Annotated in this window: 18 protein-coding genes; 10 read left to right on the top strand and 8 right to left on the bottom strand. The window is 59.2% G+C overall.

Translation table 11 applies throughout. The features are described 5' to 3' along the window. Window positions 1-3 precede the first annotated feature (3 nt). A complete protein-coding gene (locus VWZ87_RS13855; protein WP_416534370.1) occupies window positions 4-1359 on the bottom strand; it encodes a COG4223 family protein in 1356 nt (451 codons plus the stop codon). 53 nt (window positions 1360-1412) lie between these two features. Beyond that, window positions 1413-2066, bottom strand: coding sequence for a uroporphyrinogen-III synthase (locus VWZ87_RS13850; protein ID WP_416534369.1), 654 nt, complete (start codon window positions 2064-2066; stop codon window positions 1413-1415). 155 nt (window positions 2067-2221) lie between these two features. On the opposite strand from VWZ87_RS13850, the gene tsaD reads away from it, so the two are divergent. From tsaD to VWZ87_RS13825, 5 genes are read left to right on the top strand one after another with little or no spacing between them, the layout of a single operon-like run. Further along, entirely contained in the window at window positions 2222-3319 is a 1098-nt protein-coding gene (gene tsaD / locus VWZ87_RS13845; RefSeq protein ID WP_340547082.1) for a tRNA (adenosine(37)-N6)-threonylcarbamoyltransferase complex transferase subunit TsaD, read from the top strand. Further along, window positions 3316-4278, top strand: a complete 963-nt coding sequence (locus VWZ87_RS13840; RefSeq protein WP_416534368.1) for an NAD(P)H-dependent glycerol-3-phosphate dehydrogenase — start codon at window positions 3316-3318, stop codon at window positions 4276-4278. Before tsaD ends, VWZ87_RS13840 begins: the two co-directional genes overlap by 4 nt. A 1-nt stretch (window position 4279) precedes the next feature. Continuing rightward, the gene (locus VWZ87_RS13835; protein WP_340547084.1) at window positions 4280-4552 is read left to right on the top strand and encodes a YciI family protein; all 273 of its coding nucleotides are present in this window, start codon (window positions 4280-4282) and stop codon (window positions 4550-4552) included. Continuing rightward, on the top strand, window positions 4552-4974 hold the full coding sequence (locus VWZ87_RS13830) for an EVE domain-containing protein (RefSeq protein ID WP_340547085.1): 423 nt from the start codon (window positions 4552-4554) through the stop codon (window positions 4972-4974). Before VWZ87_RS13835 ends, VWZ87_RS13830 begins: the two co-directional genes overlap by 1 nt. 44 nt (window positions 4975-5018) lie before the next feature. Then, window positions 5019-5414 carry a DUF1761 domain-containing protein gene (locus VWZ87_RS13825; RefSeq protein ID WP_416534367.1) on the top strand — a complete coding sequence of 132 codons (396 nt, stop codon included), beginning with the start codon at window positions 5019-5021 and terminating at the stop codon, window positions 5412-5414. 369 nt (window positions 5415-5783) lie between these two features. Here the strand turns inward: VWZ87_RS13825 and VWZ87_RS13820 are convergent, their stop codons facing one another. From VWZ87_RS13820 to VWZ87_RS13805, 4 genes are all read right to left on the bottom strand, one after another. Next, window positions 5784-6125, bottom strand: a complete 342-nt coding sequence (locus VWZ87_RS13820; RefSeq protein ID WP_340547087.1) for a DUF2853 family protein — start codon at window positions 6123-6125, stop codon at window positions 5784-5786. Window positions 6126-6375: 250 nt separating this feature from the next. After that, the gene (locus VWZ87_RS13815) at window positions 6376-7035 is read right to left on the bottom strand and encodes a PRC-barrel domain-containing protein (RefSeq protein ID WP_416534366.1); all 660 of its coding nucleotides are present in this window, start codon (window positions 7033-7035) and stop codon (window positions 6376-6378) included. A gap of 252 nt (window positions 7036-7287) precedes the next feature. Then, the gene (ahcY, locus tag VWZ87_RS13810) at window positions 7288-8679 is read right to left on the bottom strand and encodes an adenosylhomocysteinase (protein ID WP_416534365.1); all 1392 of its coding nucleotides are present in this window, start codon (window positions 8677-8679) and stop codon (window positions 7288-7290) included. A 144-nt stretch (window positions 8680-8823) separates the two neighbouring features. After that, window positions 8824-9138, bottom strand: a complete 315-nt coding sequence (locus VWZ87_RS13805; protein WP_416534364.1) for a hypothetical protein — start codon at window positions 9136-9138, stop codon at window positions 8824-8826. A 273-nt stretch (window positions 9139-9411) separates the two neighbouring features. Here VWZ87_RS13805 and VWZ87_RS13800 point away from each other — a divergent pair, with 273 nt between their 5' ends. Then, window positions 9412-10008, top strand: a complete 597-nt coding sequence (locus VWZ87_RS13800; RefSeq protein WP_416534363.1) for a hypothetical protein — start codon at window positions 9412-9414, stop codon at window positions 10006-10008. A 42-nt stretch (window positions 10009-10050) separates the two neighbouring features. Here VWZ87_RS13800 and VWZ87_RS13795 read toward each other — a convergent pair whose 3' ends face one another. Together VWZ87_RS13795 and VWZ87_RS13790 are read right to left on the bottom strand one after the other, a co-directional pair. Then, a complete protein-coding gene (locus VWZ87_RS13795) occupies window positions 10051-10605 on the bottom strand; it encodes an ActR/PrrA/RegA family redox response regulator transcription factor (protein WP_014876423.1) in 555 nt (184 codons plus the stop codon). An 83-nt stretch (window positions 10606-10688) separates the two neighbouring features. Further along, entirely contained in the window at window positions 10689-11309 is a 621-nt protein-coding gene (locus VWZ87_RS13790) for an SCO family protein (protein WP_416534362.1), read from the bottom strand. Between the two features lie 380 nt (window positions 11310-11689). Between VWZ87_RS13790 and regB the strand changes: the two genes are divergently transcribed. The 4 genes from regB (at window position 11690) to VWZ87_RS13770 (ending at window position 16301) form a co-directional block, all read left to right on the top strand. Further along, window positions 11690-13087, top strand: coding sequence for a sensor histidine kinase RegB (regB, locus tag VWZ87_RS13785; RefSeq protein WP_340547093.1), 1398 nt, complete (start codon window positions 11690-11692; stop codon window positions 13085-13087). A 92-nt stretch (window positions 13088-13179) separates the two neighbouring features. After that, complete coding sequence (locus tag VWZ87_RS13780) at window positions 13180-14730, top strand: PAS-domain containing protein (RefSeq protein WP_340547094.1); 1551 nt, start codon at window positions 13180-13182, stop codon at window positions 14728-14730. 99 nt (window positions 14731-14829) lie between these two features. Continuing rightward, the gene (gene tsaE / locus VWZ87_RS13775) at window positions 14830-15306 is read left to right on the top strand and encodes a tRNA (adenosine(37)-N6)-threonylcarbamoyltransferase complex ATPase subunit type 1 TsaE (protein WP_340547095.1); all 477 of its coding nucleotides are present in this window, start codon (window positions 14830-14832) and stop codon (window positions 15304-15306) included. Next, on the top strand, window positions 15303-16301 hold the full coding sequence (locus VWZ87_RS13770) for an aminoglycoside phosphotransferase family protein (protein WP_416534361.1): 999 nt from the start codon (window positions 15303-15305) through the stop codon (window positions 16299-16301). The genes tsaE and VWZ87_RS13770 overlap by 4 nt, the downstream gene beginning before the upstream one ends. Window positions 16302-16310: the final 9 nt, after the last annotated feature.

The following is a 16310-nucleotide window of genomic DNA, read 5'->3' as shown; positions in this document are numbered from 1 at the left end:
TCCTTATTTGGCGTTCAGGCTTTGGGCCAGTTCATTCACGGCAGCAACCGCCGAGAGGCGCGCGCGTGCAGCAGCCTGCCAATCAGCGAGCGGCGCAAGCGCGGTTTCGGGCAGGGCCTCAAGTTCCATCAGTGCGTCCTGCAGATTGCCATTCTGGACGGCCGCCTCGGCACGGGACAGAACGGCATCAGGATCATCCCCTTCGCGCGGTGCGACCGAACGTGCCCCAAGCTGACGCCGCATATATGCGGCGATACCACCGGTTCCCTTGGCTTCCTGACGTGCCGCAGCCAGCGCCTCACGTGCAGCCGGGGCAAACCCATCGCGCAGGCTGGAGCGGGTACTGACGCCAGCCTCTGCAGAGCCTGCCAGCGCCTCTGGCGGCGTCACACCAACCGCCCGCAGCTCATCCAGCAGACCGCTGAAGCTTGTCCCCGCATCAAGCGCCGAGCGCAGCCGCGCGACAATTGTTTGCGCACTGGCGATTCGGGCGGCCTCGGCGCTGGCTGCATCCATTGCACGCGCCTCATCGACCATTTTTTCGACCTCGGCCCGCTGTGCAGCCAAGCTGTCCTGAAGCTTGTTCAGTTCCGCCTCAAAGGCAGCAACAGCCTCTGGGCTAGCCGCGTCCGTGATCGGACGGCTTTCCAGCGCATCAACGCGGATCGCCAGACTATCCAGCGCGTCCGCGAGACCGGTATCACCTGCGGCGGTCGCTCCGGATTGCAGCGCGGCCACCTCCTGCTTCAGCGTATCCAGCTGTTCCGCCAGCGGTGCAATATTCAGATCGGCAGCGGTGGCGGCAATCCGGTCTTCCAGCTCGGAAATCCTTGTGTTCAGACGCTCCTGAAGCTCCTCCAGAGCCGTGGCATCAACCGAAGGGGCGGTGCGCCACGACGGGGGCAGGAAGCCGTCCAGCACATTCGACTGCCCGGCCACAAACCCAAGCCCAGCCGCCACGACCCCTCCCAGAACCGCTGCGCCAAAACCGCCGCGTCTCTCTACAATACGCTCAACCTCGGGCGCCGGTGGGGTGAAGGGGGGCAGATCATCTGCACTGCGCTCCGTAGCGGCGGTCTCCGCAGTCGAGGCTTCGGCCAGTTCGGCAGTTTCTGCCTGCTGCGGGTCAAGTTGATCGCGCTGATCATCAGAGACAGCGCCGGTTTCAGCATTTACCGGCTCGCTTGGCTGCACGTCTTCGACCTCTGAATCCACCTCGGATTTGGTGTCCTCAGCTTGCGTCGCTTCGACCAGCTCGGACGGATCGTCGCCAGCTGCGGTTTCGTCGATGTCCAGCTTGGAGACAGACGTCTGGCCCCTCTCGGCCCGCATCTCATCGGATGTTTTCTTGTCAGCCACGCCGACATCCCCCTCGATTCTAAAAATCTCATAACATCAACTCGGCAATAAACTTACTGTGCCGATGGTCCACCCTCAACCCGCGCCAGACCAGCTGCGGCATCACGCACCAATGCGCACATATCCTTCGCCGTTGGAGAGTTACATATCTGTAAGTCTTTGCATTTCAATACGTTCAAAGGCTCGGCCACTGCTTTGCTGAAGGCGATCAGATGGAGTTCTGCGCGATATGGTGCCAATTTGACGAATTGCAGCGCAGTGCGCGGTGAAAAAAGCGGCACGATCAGCGAGGCTTGCGCATCCAGCGCCGCACGGGACTGATCGTCGTAGCGCAGCAGAACCTGATCGTAGATTACATGTTCCTGGCAGTTGATACCGGCCTGACAAAGCCGCTTTGCGATATCACCGCGACTGTGGACACCGCGAAGATGAACGAGTGGGGTTTCAGGTGATAACTCTGTCACCGTCCGGACCAGCTGATCGGCATCCTGCCCGCAGCATTTCGCCTGCCACCCTTTTGCTCTGGCGACGTCGGTCGTGCGGTCTCCGATACAATAGGCCCGCTGACCTGACTGAGGCTTAGGGGCAAACCGGACTGCATTGGCGGAAGAAAAAACCACATCCCTAGTATAGAGATTGGTTGCGGGCGAAGTCAGTTGCACATCAACGGGCCGCGCATCAAGCAATGGTGCGTAGATCACCTGCATCGTCGAGCGGGTGGATGCCGGAAGATCCGCAACGAACCGTTCCGCCGCCGCCCGGGGGCGTGTCATCAATAGGCCGACCATCACACGCCCCTCGGGATTGTTCGCCATTGCCATAGGTGGTAGCCCCAGCGGGGATATGATGCAACGGTAACGCCATGACACGAGACCTCACCCTGCTGGGATTGGAAAGCAGCTGCGATGATACGGCGGCAGCGGTAGTGCGCCATCCGGGACACGGCCCGGCGGAGGTGCTGTCTTCCATCGTTTTCGGCCAGACCGAGCTTCACAGTGCCTTTGGAGGCGTTGTACCGGAGATCGCGGCCCGCGCTCATGCTGAAAAACTTGATCATTGCGTTCGGGATGCGCTGGCTGCCGCCGACCTGAGATTATCGGATATGGATGCTATCGCGGTCACCGCAGGTCCCGGGCTGATTGGCGGCGTCATCTCCGGGGTCATGTGCGCAAAGGGGTTGGCCGCCGCGAGCGGGCTGCCCTTGATTGGCGTGAACCATCTTGCCGGTCATGCGCTGACTCCACGGCTGACCGATGCGGTCCCCTACCCCTATCTGATGCTTCTGGTGTCCGGCGGCCATTGTCAGTACCTGATCGTTCGTGGGCCTGCCGATTTCAGACGGCTTGGCGGCACCATTGACGACGCTCCGGGTGAGGCTTTCGATAAAACCGCTCGCCTTCTGGGTCTGCCGCAACCGGGTGGCCCATCCGTACAGGCTGAGGCGGAGACCGGTGATCCTCGTCGTTTCCGCTTCCCCCGCCCTTTGCTGGATCGTCCAGATTGTAACCTGTCCTTCTCCGGCCTCAAGACAGCGCTGATGCGGATGCGCGATCAGGTTATGGCCGAAAAAGGCGGTCTGACACGTCAGGACCGGGCCGATCTCTGCGCCGGATTTCAGGCAGCTGTCACCGATGTTCTGGCCGAGAAGACGCGCCGGGCGATCCGGCTCTACCTCGAGGAGAGCCCCAACACGCGCACGGTTGCCGTTGCCGGAGGTGTCGCGGCCAATACCTCCATTCGAGCCGCGTTAGAGACAGTTTGTGCCGAGTTCGACGCCCGGTTCGTTGCCCCGCCGCTGGCACTTTGTACCGACAATGCCGCGATGATTGCCTATGCCGGACTGGAACGGTTTCGCAATGGCGAGCGCGACGGCATGGACCTTGCCGCGCGACCACGCTGGCCACTGGACCAAAGCAGCCCTGCCATGTTGGGCAGCGGCAAGAAAGGAGCAAAGGCATGAGTGTTTCCGTGCTCGGATCCGGTGCCTTTGGCACTGCTCTGGCGATATCGCTGGCAGCCAACGGGCCGGTCACCCTCTGGGCGCGCGACGCCGACCAGGCGCTGCAGATGCAGGAAACCCGCCGCAACAGTCGGCGCCTGCCAGATGCTGCGCTGCCGGACAAGCTGACGGTGACAGACGATCTGGAACGCGCCGCACAGGCCGAAACGGTGCTGCTTGCGGTGCCAATGCAGACGCTGCGCGGGTTCATAACCGCTCACGCCGCTTTGCTGCGCGACCGCAGGCTTGTGGCCTGCTGCAAAGGGATGGAGCTCAAAACCGGGCTTGGTCCATTGGCGGTGATCCGTGACTGCCTGCCCGAGGCCCGAACGGCGCTGCTGACCGGCCCCAGTTTTGCCGCTGACATCGCACGGGGCCTACCAACGGCCCTTACGCTGGCCTGTGGTAACGCAGAGACCGGCAGGGAATTACAACAACAGCTGACCACCAAGACTCTACGGCTCTATCGCACCACAGATACGATTGGCGCAGAGATTGGCGGTGCGCTGAAAAATGTTATCGCAATTGCCTGCGGCGCCGTGATTGGTGCCGGTCTGGGCGATAGCGCCCGCGCCGCGCTGATGACCCGGGGATATGCCGAGATGCAGCGTATGGCACTGGCCACAGGGGCCCGCCCCGAGACACTGGCCGGTCTCTCCGGTTTTGGCGATCTGACGCTCACATGCAGCTCTGATCTGTCGCGAAACTACCGCCTGGGGCTTGCCATTGGCCGCGGCGAGGCTTTCGATCCAAATATCACAGTCGAAGGTGCCGCCACGGCACGCGCGGTTCATGCTGCGGCCACGGCGCGGCAACTGGACATGCCTATCACCGCTATCGTCGTCGCCCTGCTCGATCAGCGCTTGACGATTGCCGATGCCACCGCTCAACTGCTTTCAAGACCACTAAAAGAGGAATGACATGCTGATTGCCCTGATCGCGCGCGATAAACCTGATCATTTGCAGACCCGGATGGACAACCGTGCCGCGCATCTGGCCTATATCGAGGAGACCGGCGTTGTTGCGCAGGCGGGACCGCTACTGGATCAAGACGGCGGCATGGTCGGCTCGCTGATCATCCTTGATGTCGAGGACATGGCTGCGGGCCAGGCTTGGGCGGATAGCGACCCCTATGCAAAGGCCGGACTGTTTGAAGCGGTTGAGCTGATCACCTGGAAAAAGGTCGTCGGCTGATGGCCTATTGGCTGTTCAAATCCGAACCCTCCACCTGGGGCTGGGCTGATCAGCTAGCCAAAGGTGACGCGGGTGAAGAGTGGGACGGCGTCCGCAACTACCAGGCGCGCAACTTCATGCGCGACATGGAAATCGGCGACCTCGGGTTCTTTTATCACTCGATGAAGGAGAAATCTGTGGTCGGGATCGTCGAAATCTGTGCCGAGGCCCACCCAGACAGCACCACGGATGACCCGCGCTGGGAATGCGTCAATATCAAAGCGGTGCGCAGCTTTTCCAAACCGGTGACACTTGATCAGATAAAAGCCGATCCGCGGCTTGAAAACATGGTTCTGGTCAAGAACTCCCGCCTCTCGGTACAACCTGTCACCGCTGAAGAATGGGCCCATATCTGCGCATTGGGGGAGACAGATCCCGGTTGATCTGACAGAATTCTCAGGCTGGCGCTGGTATCAGGGAGAGTGCAATGGAAATACTGAATGTTATCGCAGCCGCGATTGCCGGCTTTGTTCTGGGCGCGGTCTGGTATGGCGTGCTGGCTGAGCCTTGGATGCAGGCGGCAAAGGTGCCTCGCGATGAAAACGGCAAACCGACAGGTGGGCAAACACCAGCGGTTTTCGCGGCTACCTTTGTGCTTCAGCTCATTGTTGCGGGCATGATGCGCCATGTCTTTGCCCTGTCGGGGATTGATACCGTGGGCGGTGGCCTCGTCGGCGGGCTGGGCGTAGGGCTGTTTTTCATCACCCCATGGATCATGATCAATAACCTCTACGCTGTCAGACCGCTGCGCCTGTCAATGATTGATGGCGGCTACGCTACGCTGGCCTGCGGTGCGATTGGTATCGTGCTGACGTTGTTCTGACGCCCTTCGCTGGCGAAACGCTATGCACAAAAAAGGGAAGATCCGATCATATGACAGGATCTTCCCTTTCACCCCACGTGCTCCAATTCCACCACACGTGTTCGTAAATCTGTGATCCTGGCCATCCTGACCGGTATCTAGAAGATAGGCCGACCAGCGGTGATTCCGCAAAGGCAATACAGGTAAAATGCAATACATGTACAACCGGGGCATGTTCCGTGTCGCCGTGATGTCGGTTAATCCCGGTGTCTCCACGAACCAATGACACAACGACTTAGAAGAAGCCGCCCCACCGTACATCATGACATACCAAAAGCGCCCGCCGGGGGGGTCCGACGGGCGATCCTCAGCGGTCTTCAGGCAATCTGATCAGCCGTAGACGGATTCTTTCCCGAAGTGCTTGGTCAGCATATAGTAGACGACTGCGCGGTATTTGTTCCGCTCAGACTTCCCGTAGGTCTCGATCACGCTATCGATTGCAGACATCAGCTCGGGCCCATCGGACAGGCCCAATTTCTTGATCAGGAAGTTATTTTTGACGGTCTCCAGCTCTGCCGGCTGGCTGGAGGCTACGGTGGATGCGTCGGCGTCATAGATGGCCGGACCACAGCCGATGGTGACCTTGGTGAGCAGGTCCATATCCGGATCCATGCCACATTTGGTTTTCAGATCACTTGCATATTGCTCGATCAGATCGTCGCGTTTTCCCAAAACTCTCTCTCCCATGTTACTCAGCGGAACTACTGGTATCGCCAGGCACTGCGCCTGATCAGTTCTTATTCCAGCAGCTTAGTCGCAGAACGGAACAGGGCAACCGGGAATTTCGGCGGTAACCTCTCATTTCTGTGCGAAACGACGAACAATCGCCGAACACGACAGAAATGGCGCCCCTCGGATGAGGGGCGCCAAAGCCATCTCACAACACCTCAATCAGGTGCCGATTCAATGTGGCAGAGTCGCGTTATACGCGGTCACCGATGAGACGATCATCCTGCAGCGGCTTGATCATGTTTTCGTCGATCTCCGGCATCGAGCGCAGAGCCGCCTCGGTACGTGTGCTCAGCTTCAGCTGACCGTTGCGGGTGAAATCCATGTCGGACAACGGCACGGCAACGGTGTATTCATTCAGGCCAAGGAAACCGCCGACGCCGATCACACCGGCGATCTTACCGTCCTGTTCGATCACATAGTCGATCTCACCGACATTCTCGCCGGTCGCGGAGAAGACGTTTTTGCCGACCAGATCAGCGACGGTCATCTCATCCAGTGGCGGCAGAGGTTCACCAGCGGCATCCGAGGCATCATATTCGCCGCGCGGGATGGTGGTGGAAGCGTCAGAGCTTACATTGACGTTTTCATCGCCATCCGCCGGAGTTTGGCCGTTCACGGTCTCAACGCCGCTATCTACCTTGTATTCACCACGCGGAACGGTGGTGCCTTCGGTGGTGTCGAGCGAAACGCTGCCGGTTGTTTCCTGGCCACCAACGGTTTCGATCTGGGTGTCAGCCTTGCTTTCGCCACGCGGCACCGAGGTGCCAGCCTGCGCAATACCAGCGCCAGCCATCAGGGCAGCAGCAGTCACACCAGCAAGAATACGGGTTTTGGTTTTCAGTTCGGTCATGTCGTTTTCTCCTTCGTTTGAAGTACGGAAATCAAACGTCATGCCGCTCGAATACGTTCCCGGATTTTTCCGGAATCTCGACATTAAATTATTGGAACTTTTGAGCGCGAAACAACGTTGTCGCGCGCGGTGCGTGCTAGGTCAGTCCTATTAAAAGGCAAATAAAAATCAGTCACATAAAAGAAAACACCCCACCGATGGCGGGGTGTTCTGTACGTTTACTTCATTCCGAAAATCAGAAGGAAGATAGGATCAGTAGCGATAGTGCTCAGGCTTGAACGGGCCCTCGGGTTTGACGCCGATATAGGCCGCTTGTTCGGGGGCCAGTTTCGACAGTTTCACACCGATCCGGTCCAGGTGCAGACGAGCAACTTTTTCGTCCAGGTGCTTGGGCAGGATGTAGACATCGTTCTTGTAGGCCTCACCACGGGTCCACAGCTCGATCTGCGCCAGCACCTGGTTGGTGAAGGAGGCCGACATCACGAAAGACGGGTGGCCCGTCGCGTTGCCAAGGTTCAAGAGGCGGCCTTCGGAGAGCAGGATCAGACGGTTGCCCGAGGGCATCTCGATCATGTCGACCTGTTCCTTGATGTTGGTCCACTTGTGGTTTTTGAGGTTGGCGACCTGGATCTCGTTGTCGAAGTGGCCAATATTGCCAACAATCGCCATATCCTTCATCTCGCGCATATGCTCGATGCGGATGACATCCTTGTTGCCGGTGGTGGTGATGAAGATGTCGGCGCTGGCCACTACATCTTCCAGCAGGACCACCTCGAAACCGTCCATCGCGGCCTGCAGGGCGCAGATCGGGTCCACTTCGGTGACCTTGACCCGGGCACCGGCGCCGCGCAGGGAGGCAGCTGAGCCCTTGCCCACATCGCCGTAACCGCAAACTACGGCGACCTTGCCTGCCATCATCGTATCGGTGGCGCGACGGATACCATCGACCAGCGATTCCTTGCAGCCGTATTTGTTGTCGAACTTCGACTTGGTGACCGAATCGTTCACGTTGATCGCCGGGAAGGGCAGCTGCCCTTCTTTCACCAGCTCATAAAGACGGTGAACGCCGGTGGTGGTTTCCTCGGAAACACCTTTGATCGCCTCACGGGTTTTGGTGAACCAGCCCGGGCTTTCGGCCATACGCTTTTTGATCTGGTTGAAGATCGCTTCTTCCTCTTCGGAGGTCGGAACTTCGATCAGATTGGTTTCGCCAGCCTCTACGCGCGCGCCAAGCAGCACGTAAAGCGTTGCATCGCCACCATCATCCAGAATGAGGTTTGCGCCTTCAGGGAACTGGAACGAGCGATCCAGATAATCCCAATGTTCTACAAGGGTCTGGCCCTTGATCGCAAAGACAGGCGTGCCGCCTGCCGCGATTGCGGCCGCAGCGTGGTCCTGGGTCGAGAAGATGTTGCAGGAGGCCCAGCGCACATCCGCGCCCAGCGCCACCAGCGTTTCGATCAGAACCGCAGTCTGGATGGTCATGTGAAGCGACCCGACAATCCGGGCCCCTTTCAGCGGCTTGCTGTCGCCATATTCGTCACGCAGGGCCATCAGCCCCGGCATTTCGGTCTCAGCGATGTCGAGTTCCTTGCGGCCAAACTCGGCCAGCGCGATGTCCTTGACGATATAATCCCCGGCCATTGCGTGCTCCATTCCGGTTACATTTTGTCTACCGCAGCAGGTAACACCGCAATGGTTTATAAGCAACGAAGATGCCCGAAAGCGCCGGGGCGCAGCGACCGGAGGTCGTGCGCCCCGACCTTCCCAACGGTCCGGGGGGACAGGTCAGCTGGGGGTGCCTTGCGGCCTGGGGTCTTCCATCAATTGGAAAAATCCGGTTCCGGAGGCCACCACACAGCTCAACCCGTTGGGATGGGAAACCAGCACGGTGAAAGTGCCGGTTGTTGCTGAAGCCCAGAATTCGATCACGGTGGAAACGGGCTGGCTGGCTTGCAGCCCGCCAGCAGTCAACCGCTCGGCGTATGAGGATTGCAAACGATCCACCAGGTGATCGCGGGGACTGCAGCCAGCGGCAAGCACCGGCGGCGCAGTCGCAAGCATCCCAAAGATAAGCGAGGTGCAGGCAAGACGTTTAAACATGACAATCTCCTTTCGCATGTGCCTAAGCGACGAAAGAGGCTTGCCAAGGGGGCAAGAGCCCCTGTCGTACCTATAAATATGGGGCCAGAACCGGCCGGTATCAAATCCCGGCCGGTCAACTGTTCGTGGTGTCCATGTGTGCTCAGCAGGTGATCCTGCCACCACATAGGCTCGAGAACACCGTTGGCGGCCTGCCTTAGGCGCCGTGTCGGCAATTGCGCTGCACGCACTCACCGGCTAGTCAGAACCCACCGCCAAAGGAAGAGACTGACCATGCCCCCCAAACCTCCGCGCGCTTGGCAAAGGATGCTCTCCGGTCGCCGCCTTGACCTGCTTGATCCGACTCCGGTCGATGTCGAAATCGAGGATATTGCCCATGGGCTGGCCTTTGTGGCGCGCTGGAATGGCCAGACCAGTGGTGATTTTGCCTATTCCGTGGCAGAGCATTCGCTTCTGGTGGAGACGATCTACGGTCGCCTGAACACGAAGGCGCCGGTGCGATGGAAGCTGGCGGCCCTGCTGCACGACGCGCCGGAATATGTCATCGGAGACATGATTTCGCCGGTAAAGAATGCCGTTGGCCCAAGTTACGGCGAATTGGACCAGCGGTTGACGACTGCGATTCATATCCGCTTTGGTCTGCCTGCCGTATTACCTAAAACGGTCAAGGCCCAGATCAAGAAAGCAGATCGGATCAGCGCCTGGATGGAAGCAATCGAGATCGCCGGGTTTTCCCGCAGCGAAGCCGACCGCCTGTTTGGAAAGCCGGATCAAACGCTTATGGAAGGGCTTTCCATCCGCCTGCGACCACCGGTCGAGGTCCGCAAAGATTACATCACCCGGCACGCCGATCTCTTGGCACTGCTCTGATCCCAAGAAAAAAACCTCTCCCGATCTGGAGAGGCTTTCGCTTCACTTGGGGCTGCGTTTGGCGAGAATGCGCTGCAGCGTGCGCCGGTGCATGTTCAGCCGTCGCGCGGTTTCCGATACATTCCGGTCGCATAGTTCATAGACCCGCTGAATATGCTCCCACCGCACACGATCCGCACTCATTGGATTTTCCGGCGGCGGCGGCAGCTCTTCTTCATTGGCGAGCAGCGCGTTCATGATGTCCGACGCATCAGCAGGTTTTGACAGGTAATCCGTCGCACCAATCTTCACCGCTGCAACGGCTGTCGCAATGGCACCATATCCAGTCAGAACAACCACTCGGCTGTCGGGGCGGCGCTCTCGCAGGATCTCCACCACATCAAGCCCGTTGCCGTCCTCTAGCCGCAGATCGACCACCGCAAAGGCTGGAGGGCGGGCTGTGGCTATGGCGCTGCCTGCTGCGACAGATCCTGCTGTCTCCACCTCAAAGCCACGTTTTTCCATGGCCTTGGCCAAGCGCCGCAGAAAGGGTTCGTCATCATCGACCAGCAAGAGCGTCTTGTCCGGTCCTATTTCCTGCATAGCAGCTTCGCCCATGCTGTCGGTCTCCCCCGCAATGTTATCAGGTCGTGAGGCTTGATATTACGTCTCGCCTCCGAAACGTCAAACCTTCATCAGGATTACAGGTTTTCCAGAAAGCAGCCGACCTTGTCAGCAACCTGTTCCGGTGTCTCGTCACGGCGAAAGAACTCCACAAATCCCTGCTCGGGCAAAACCAGATAGGAAAAGGTCGAGTGATCAACAAGATAGTAGTCTTCGTCGCCGTCATGTTTCTTGTAGTAGGTCTTGTAGGCGCGGCTGGCGGCCTTAACCTGTTCGTGTGATCCCGTCAGACCAATCATCCGTTCATGCAGATTGGCGGCAAAATCACCCACCACCTCAGGTGTGTCGCGATCCGGGTCGATGGAGATGAACACCGGTGTCACATCCTGTCCACGCTCATCCAGCAGATCGATGACCTCGGCATTGCGGGCAACATCCAGAGGGCAGACATCAGGGCAGAACGTATAGCCGAAATAGACCAGCGAAGGCTTGGTGATCACATCCTTATCCGTCACCGTCTCACCCTTGGCGTTCACTAGCTCAAACGGTCCGCCGATTGTATCGGACCCTCCGGCAATCTGACTAGCGCGGCATTCGGCGAAGTCATCACCCGCGCCGCCTCCGCGTGTGGCAAACCAGGCTCCCCCTACCAGGGCAGCAACAACAACGGCAGCAAGGATGGAATAGAGACGGGTCATGAGATCACACTTTGCGCAAGAATTAGATGGGTCATCAGGCTGCGCCAGACCTACCAAGAATCTCGGGCGATGCAACGGGCGGAGCGAAGCAGCCGCCGCGCATCGGCCAGAAGTGGTCCAGCGATCCTGCACGGGGGTCGACCTATCGCAGGCCTTACCCCAATGACCAGACGGACAAATCAGCGCAGCCGCGGGCGATCCCGGCGACAGTCACCGTATAAGGAGGCCATCGCCAAAGCAGATCAATTGTCTGTCTGCGCCAGGAATGCGAGGATACTGCGACAGTCTGGTTTCGTCTTGTTCCAGAGCAGGCCATATGTCAGCCAGATCCCGACCGGAGCCAAACAAAATGGCCCCATCCCCTCGGCACGGAGTGCGGTATGAGCGCGACAAATATTGACCTGCTGAGCGGGCAGGAACGGAGCCACTGGATTCGCCTGCGCACGTTGATCCTGCTGCGCTGGGTGGCGATAGCTGGTCAGGTCTCTGCCATTACCGTGGCACAGCAGCTCTATAATCTGCAGCTGGAGCTCGTGCTTTGCTATATCGCGATTGGTGTTTCGGTTCTGGGCAACCTCATTGCGATCATTCTGTTCCCGCAGAACAAACGCCTCTCGGAATTCGAGAACTTCCTGATGGTTCTCTTTGACCTCCTGCAGCTGAACTTCCTGCTCTATCTGACCGGTGGATTGAACAACCCCTTCGCGCTGTTGGTGCTGGGGCCGGTGACGATTTCCGCCTCGATGATGCGGCTGCGCTCGACCCTGATTATCGGTGCCACCGCGATCATCCTGGTAACACTGCTTGCGGAATTTCATCTGCCGCTGCGCACGCCGCAGGGGTTTGTGCTGCGGGTGCCGGATATCTTTGTCTTTGGCAACTGGACTGCCATCGTGATCGCGGTCTTGTTCATTGGCGCCTATTCCTACCGGATTAGCGCCGAGATCCGCTCGATGTCGGATGCGCTGGCCGCGACCCAGATGGCCCTGTCGCGCGAACAGAAGCTTACCGATCTGGGCGGCGTTGTGGCCGCTGCGGCCCATGAGTTGGGCACACCGCTGGCCACGATCAAACTGGCCAGCGCAGAGTTGATCGACGAATTGGATGACCGGCCCGACCTGCGCGAAGATGCCGCCCTGATCCGTGAACAGGCGGACCGGTGTCGCGATATTCTCAGAGGCATGGGGCGCGCGGGCAAGGATGATCTGCATCTGCGCCAGGCCCCGCTTTCCACCGTGATAAACGAGGCGGCAGAACCGCATATGTACCGGGGCAAAACCGTGATCTTCGAGGAAGCCCCGGAAAGCGATGGCGATCCCCAGCATCCGACCATCCTGCGCCAGCCGGAAATCATTCACGGCCTGCGCAATCTCGTGCAGAACGCGGTGGATTTTGCCCGAACAACAGTCTGGATCGATGCCAGCTGGAATGATGAGACGATTACACTGCGCATCAGCGACGATGGTCGGGGCTACCCGTCACATCTGCTGGGCCGGATCGGCGACCCCTTCGTGCGGCGGCGTCGTAGCGACAGCGACCGGCGCCAGCGTCCCGAGTATGAGGGCATGGGTTTGGGACTGTTCATCGCCAAGACATTGCTGGAACGCAGCGGCGCTCAGCTGATTTTCGCAAATGGATCCGATCCCAATCAGACCTTGACCCGTGATCCGGAACGTTGTGGCGCATTGGTGCAGGTCAGCTGGCCCCGAAGCAAGATTGACGCTCTGACGGGCGAAAATGCCGTTCCCATCGGGGAAAATAAACGTATAGAAATTTAACTATTCACTTTTAGGCAACCAATTAAACTTCATTTAACCATTATCGGGAAACATCGGTCGGGAGAGTAAAACACTTGTGGGTAACGGACATCATGCAGCAGATCCTATCGACCGACTGGCTTGTATTGGCAACGCTTTGTGCGGCTACGGCCGCAGCAGCTGTCTGGTGGCTGTCTCCGAACCCCAAACCCAAGGGCTTTGAGCAGGATCTGCTGCAGGGCGATGGGCGCTCTGATGCGGTGTTTCTCTTTGATGACACGACGCTGATCGGCTGGTCCTCCGGCGCGCGCCGGTTCGTGGGCGAACAGGCGGAGAGCTTCAGCTGGGCCAACCTGCGAGAACAATTGGCCCGCAGCTACCCGGGCCTGCCGCAGTCTCCGGGCTTTCTGAAGGATGTCGGACCGCTGGTGCTCTCGGGTACAGCAAATGCCGAAAGCCGCGAGGCGCTCTGCGAGTGGATTGATGGTGTCACCCGGGTACAGCTTCGCAGCACGACATCCGAGGAGCATAATCACAGCATCGACCAGGAGCTTACGACCCTGCGTTCAGCGGTGCATCAGGCGCCCTATCCTGTCTGGCTGCAATCCGATGACGGTGCGGTTACCTGGTCCAATCTTGCCTATGACGATCTCAGCCAGAAGCTCCGTGGTCGCAACGTCGATTTCTCGGAACCGCTGTTCACCAATCTTGATGACCCGATGGCCAGCGGCAAACCTGAACGGATTTCGATCCCCATGCCCGAGAGCAAGAAGAAGCTCTGGTACAATATCTCGACCACCGAAACCGAAGCCGGCTGGTTGTGCCACGCGGTGGATGTGAATGCGGTTGTTGACGCCGAAATCGCCCAGCGCAACTTCGTCCAGACATTGGCAAAGACGTTTGCCCAGCTTTCTATCGGTCTTGCGATTTTTGACCGGAATCGTCAGCTGGTACTGTTCAATCCGGTGCTGATCGACCTGACCGCCCTGCCCGCCAATTTCCTCAGCTCGCGGCCGAACCTGCTGACCTTCTTTGACCGGCTGCGCGATCAACGCATGATGCCGGAACCCAAGAATTACTCCAGCTGGCGCCATCAGATGGCCGACCTTCTGGAAGCCGCAGCCGAGGGCCGCTATCAGGAAACATGGTCGCTGCCATCGGGGTCAGTCTACTCCGTCTCTGGCCGCCCGCACCCGGATGGGGCGATTGCCTTCCTGTTTGAGGATATCACCGCCGAGATCACCCTGACCCGCCAGTTCCGTTCCGAGCTTGAAATGGGTCAGTCGATCATGGACCAGATGGACGAAGCCATCGCCGTTTTTGCAAATGACGGTACCATGACCTTCTCCAACGCCGCCTATCACGATCTGTGGCAGATGGATCCCGACGGCAGCTTTGCCAAAATCACCATCATGGACTCCAGTCGGGTATGGCAGGACATGTGCGCCGCAACACCGGCCTGGGGAGAAGTTCGCGATTTCGTTGCAGGTAGCGACAGCCGCACCCCCTGGTGGGCAAACGTGCAGCTGCGCAACGGCACCCCGCTGATCTGCAAGGTGACCGCCATCCAGAACGGGGCAACCATGGTCAGCTTCCGCTCCCCCGACCCGGCGCCGGCGCCGGTGGACCAACAGCGGTTTGCGATTACCAAGCAGGAAAAATAGCGCTGTAGGCAGCCGTTCGATCAGCAGGAAAGCCCGGTTCGATACCGGGCTTTTTCGATCCGGCTTGCAGCCTTGCGCGCGTGGCGGCATTGTCGCCCCATGACAACCCAGACGCTCGTAATCCCTCTCCCCTCACCCGACCACACCGCCGTGCTTGCCGCCCGTATTGGTGCCCAGCTGCAGGGTGGCGATTGCCTGCTGCTGGAAGGCGTCATCGGCGCCGGTAAAACCCATTTTGCCCGCAGCCTGATCCAATCTCAGATGACCGTGCCCGAGGATGTCCCCTCGCCCACATTCACTCTGGTTCAGACCTATGAGCTGCCCGGCGGAGAGCTGTGGCATGCCGATCTCTACCGTCTGTCAGCCCTCGATGAAATCGAAGAGCTGGGTCTCATTGCGGCTTTTGAAACAGCTATTTGCCTGATTGAATGGCCGGACCGCCTAGAGGAACTCACGCCAAGCGACGCGCTGCATGTCTCGTTGGCGCTGGACCCAGACCATGACGATGCCCGCACCGCCACCCTGCGATGGAGCGATCCGCGCTGGGACACCCTGATGAAGCAGATTTCCACATGACCGACCGAAACCATCTCATCTCAACCTTTCTGAGTGATACCCCCTGGCAAGACTGGACGCGCGAGCCGCTGGCCGGCGACGCGTCCAACCGGCGCTATGAACGGCTGCGCCATCACGATGGCACCTCTGTTGTGCTGATGGATGCCCCGCCTGATCAGGGCGAGGATGTTGCTCCATTTGTGGAGATTGCGACCTACCTGCGCGACCAGGGACTGAGCGCACCGGAGATTCTGGCCGAAGACCGCACAAACGGGTTCCTGATCATCGAAGATCTGGGCGATGCTCTCTTTGCGCGTGTGATGCGCGATGATCCGGCACAGGAACGCGCGCTATATGAGGCCGCTACCGATGTTCTGATCGCCCTGCATGACGCCCCGATGCCAGAGCTGGAGCCGCTGGGACCCAGACTGATGGCAGAACTATCCGGCCTCGCATTTGAAAAATACTGGGATGTGATCCGTGAGGAGACGTCGGCTGAGCATCTTGCCCGCTTCACCGACCAGTTCGAGGATATCCTGCGCCGCACGATCAAAGGTGACGTTGTTTTGGTTCAGCGGGACTATCACGCGGAAAACCTGATCTGGCTGCCCGAGCGCACCGGCGTCGCAAAAGTCGGATTGCTGGATTTCCAGGCCGCCCGTGCGGGTCATCGGGCCTATGATCTCGTGTCTCTGTTACAGGACGCCCGCAGGGATGTGCCTGCCGCCATCGAGATGCAGATGATGGATCGCTACGTCACCGCGACCGGTGTCGACGAAGGCAGCTTTCGCGCGGCGTATACCGTGCTGGGTGTGCAGCGAAATATGCGCATTCTGGGTGTTTTTGCGCGTTTGGGCAGGGATTATGGCAAACCGCAATACGTCGATCTGATCCCGCGTGTGTGGGATCATTTTCATCGGGGCCTCGACCACCCGGCAATGGCACCGCTTGCGGAGTTCCTGCATCGTGAAATGCCGGTGCCCACCCCTGAGGTCCTCGACCGGTTGCGCGGCTGATGGCAGACC

This window comes from Phaeobacter sp. JH20_37, assembly GCF_048056015.1.
GTDB classification, from domain to species: Bacteria; Pseudomonadota; Alphaproteobacteria; order Rhodobacterales; family Rhodobacteraceae; genus Phaeobacter; species Phaeobacter bryozoorum.
The sequence above is the reverse complement of the archived record's forward strand: the minus strand, read 5'-3'. Positions and strand labels throughout refer to the sequence as shown.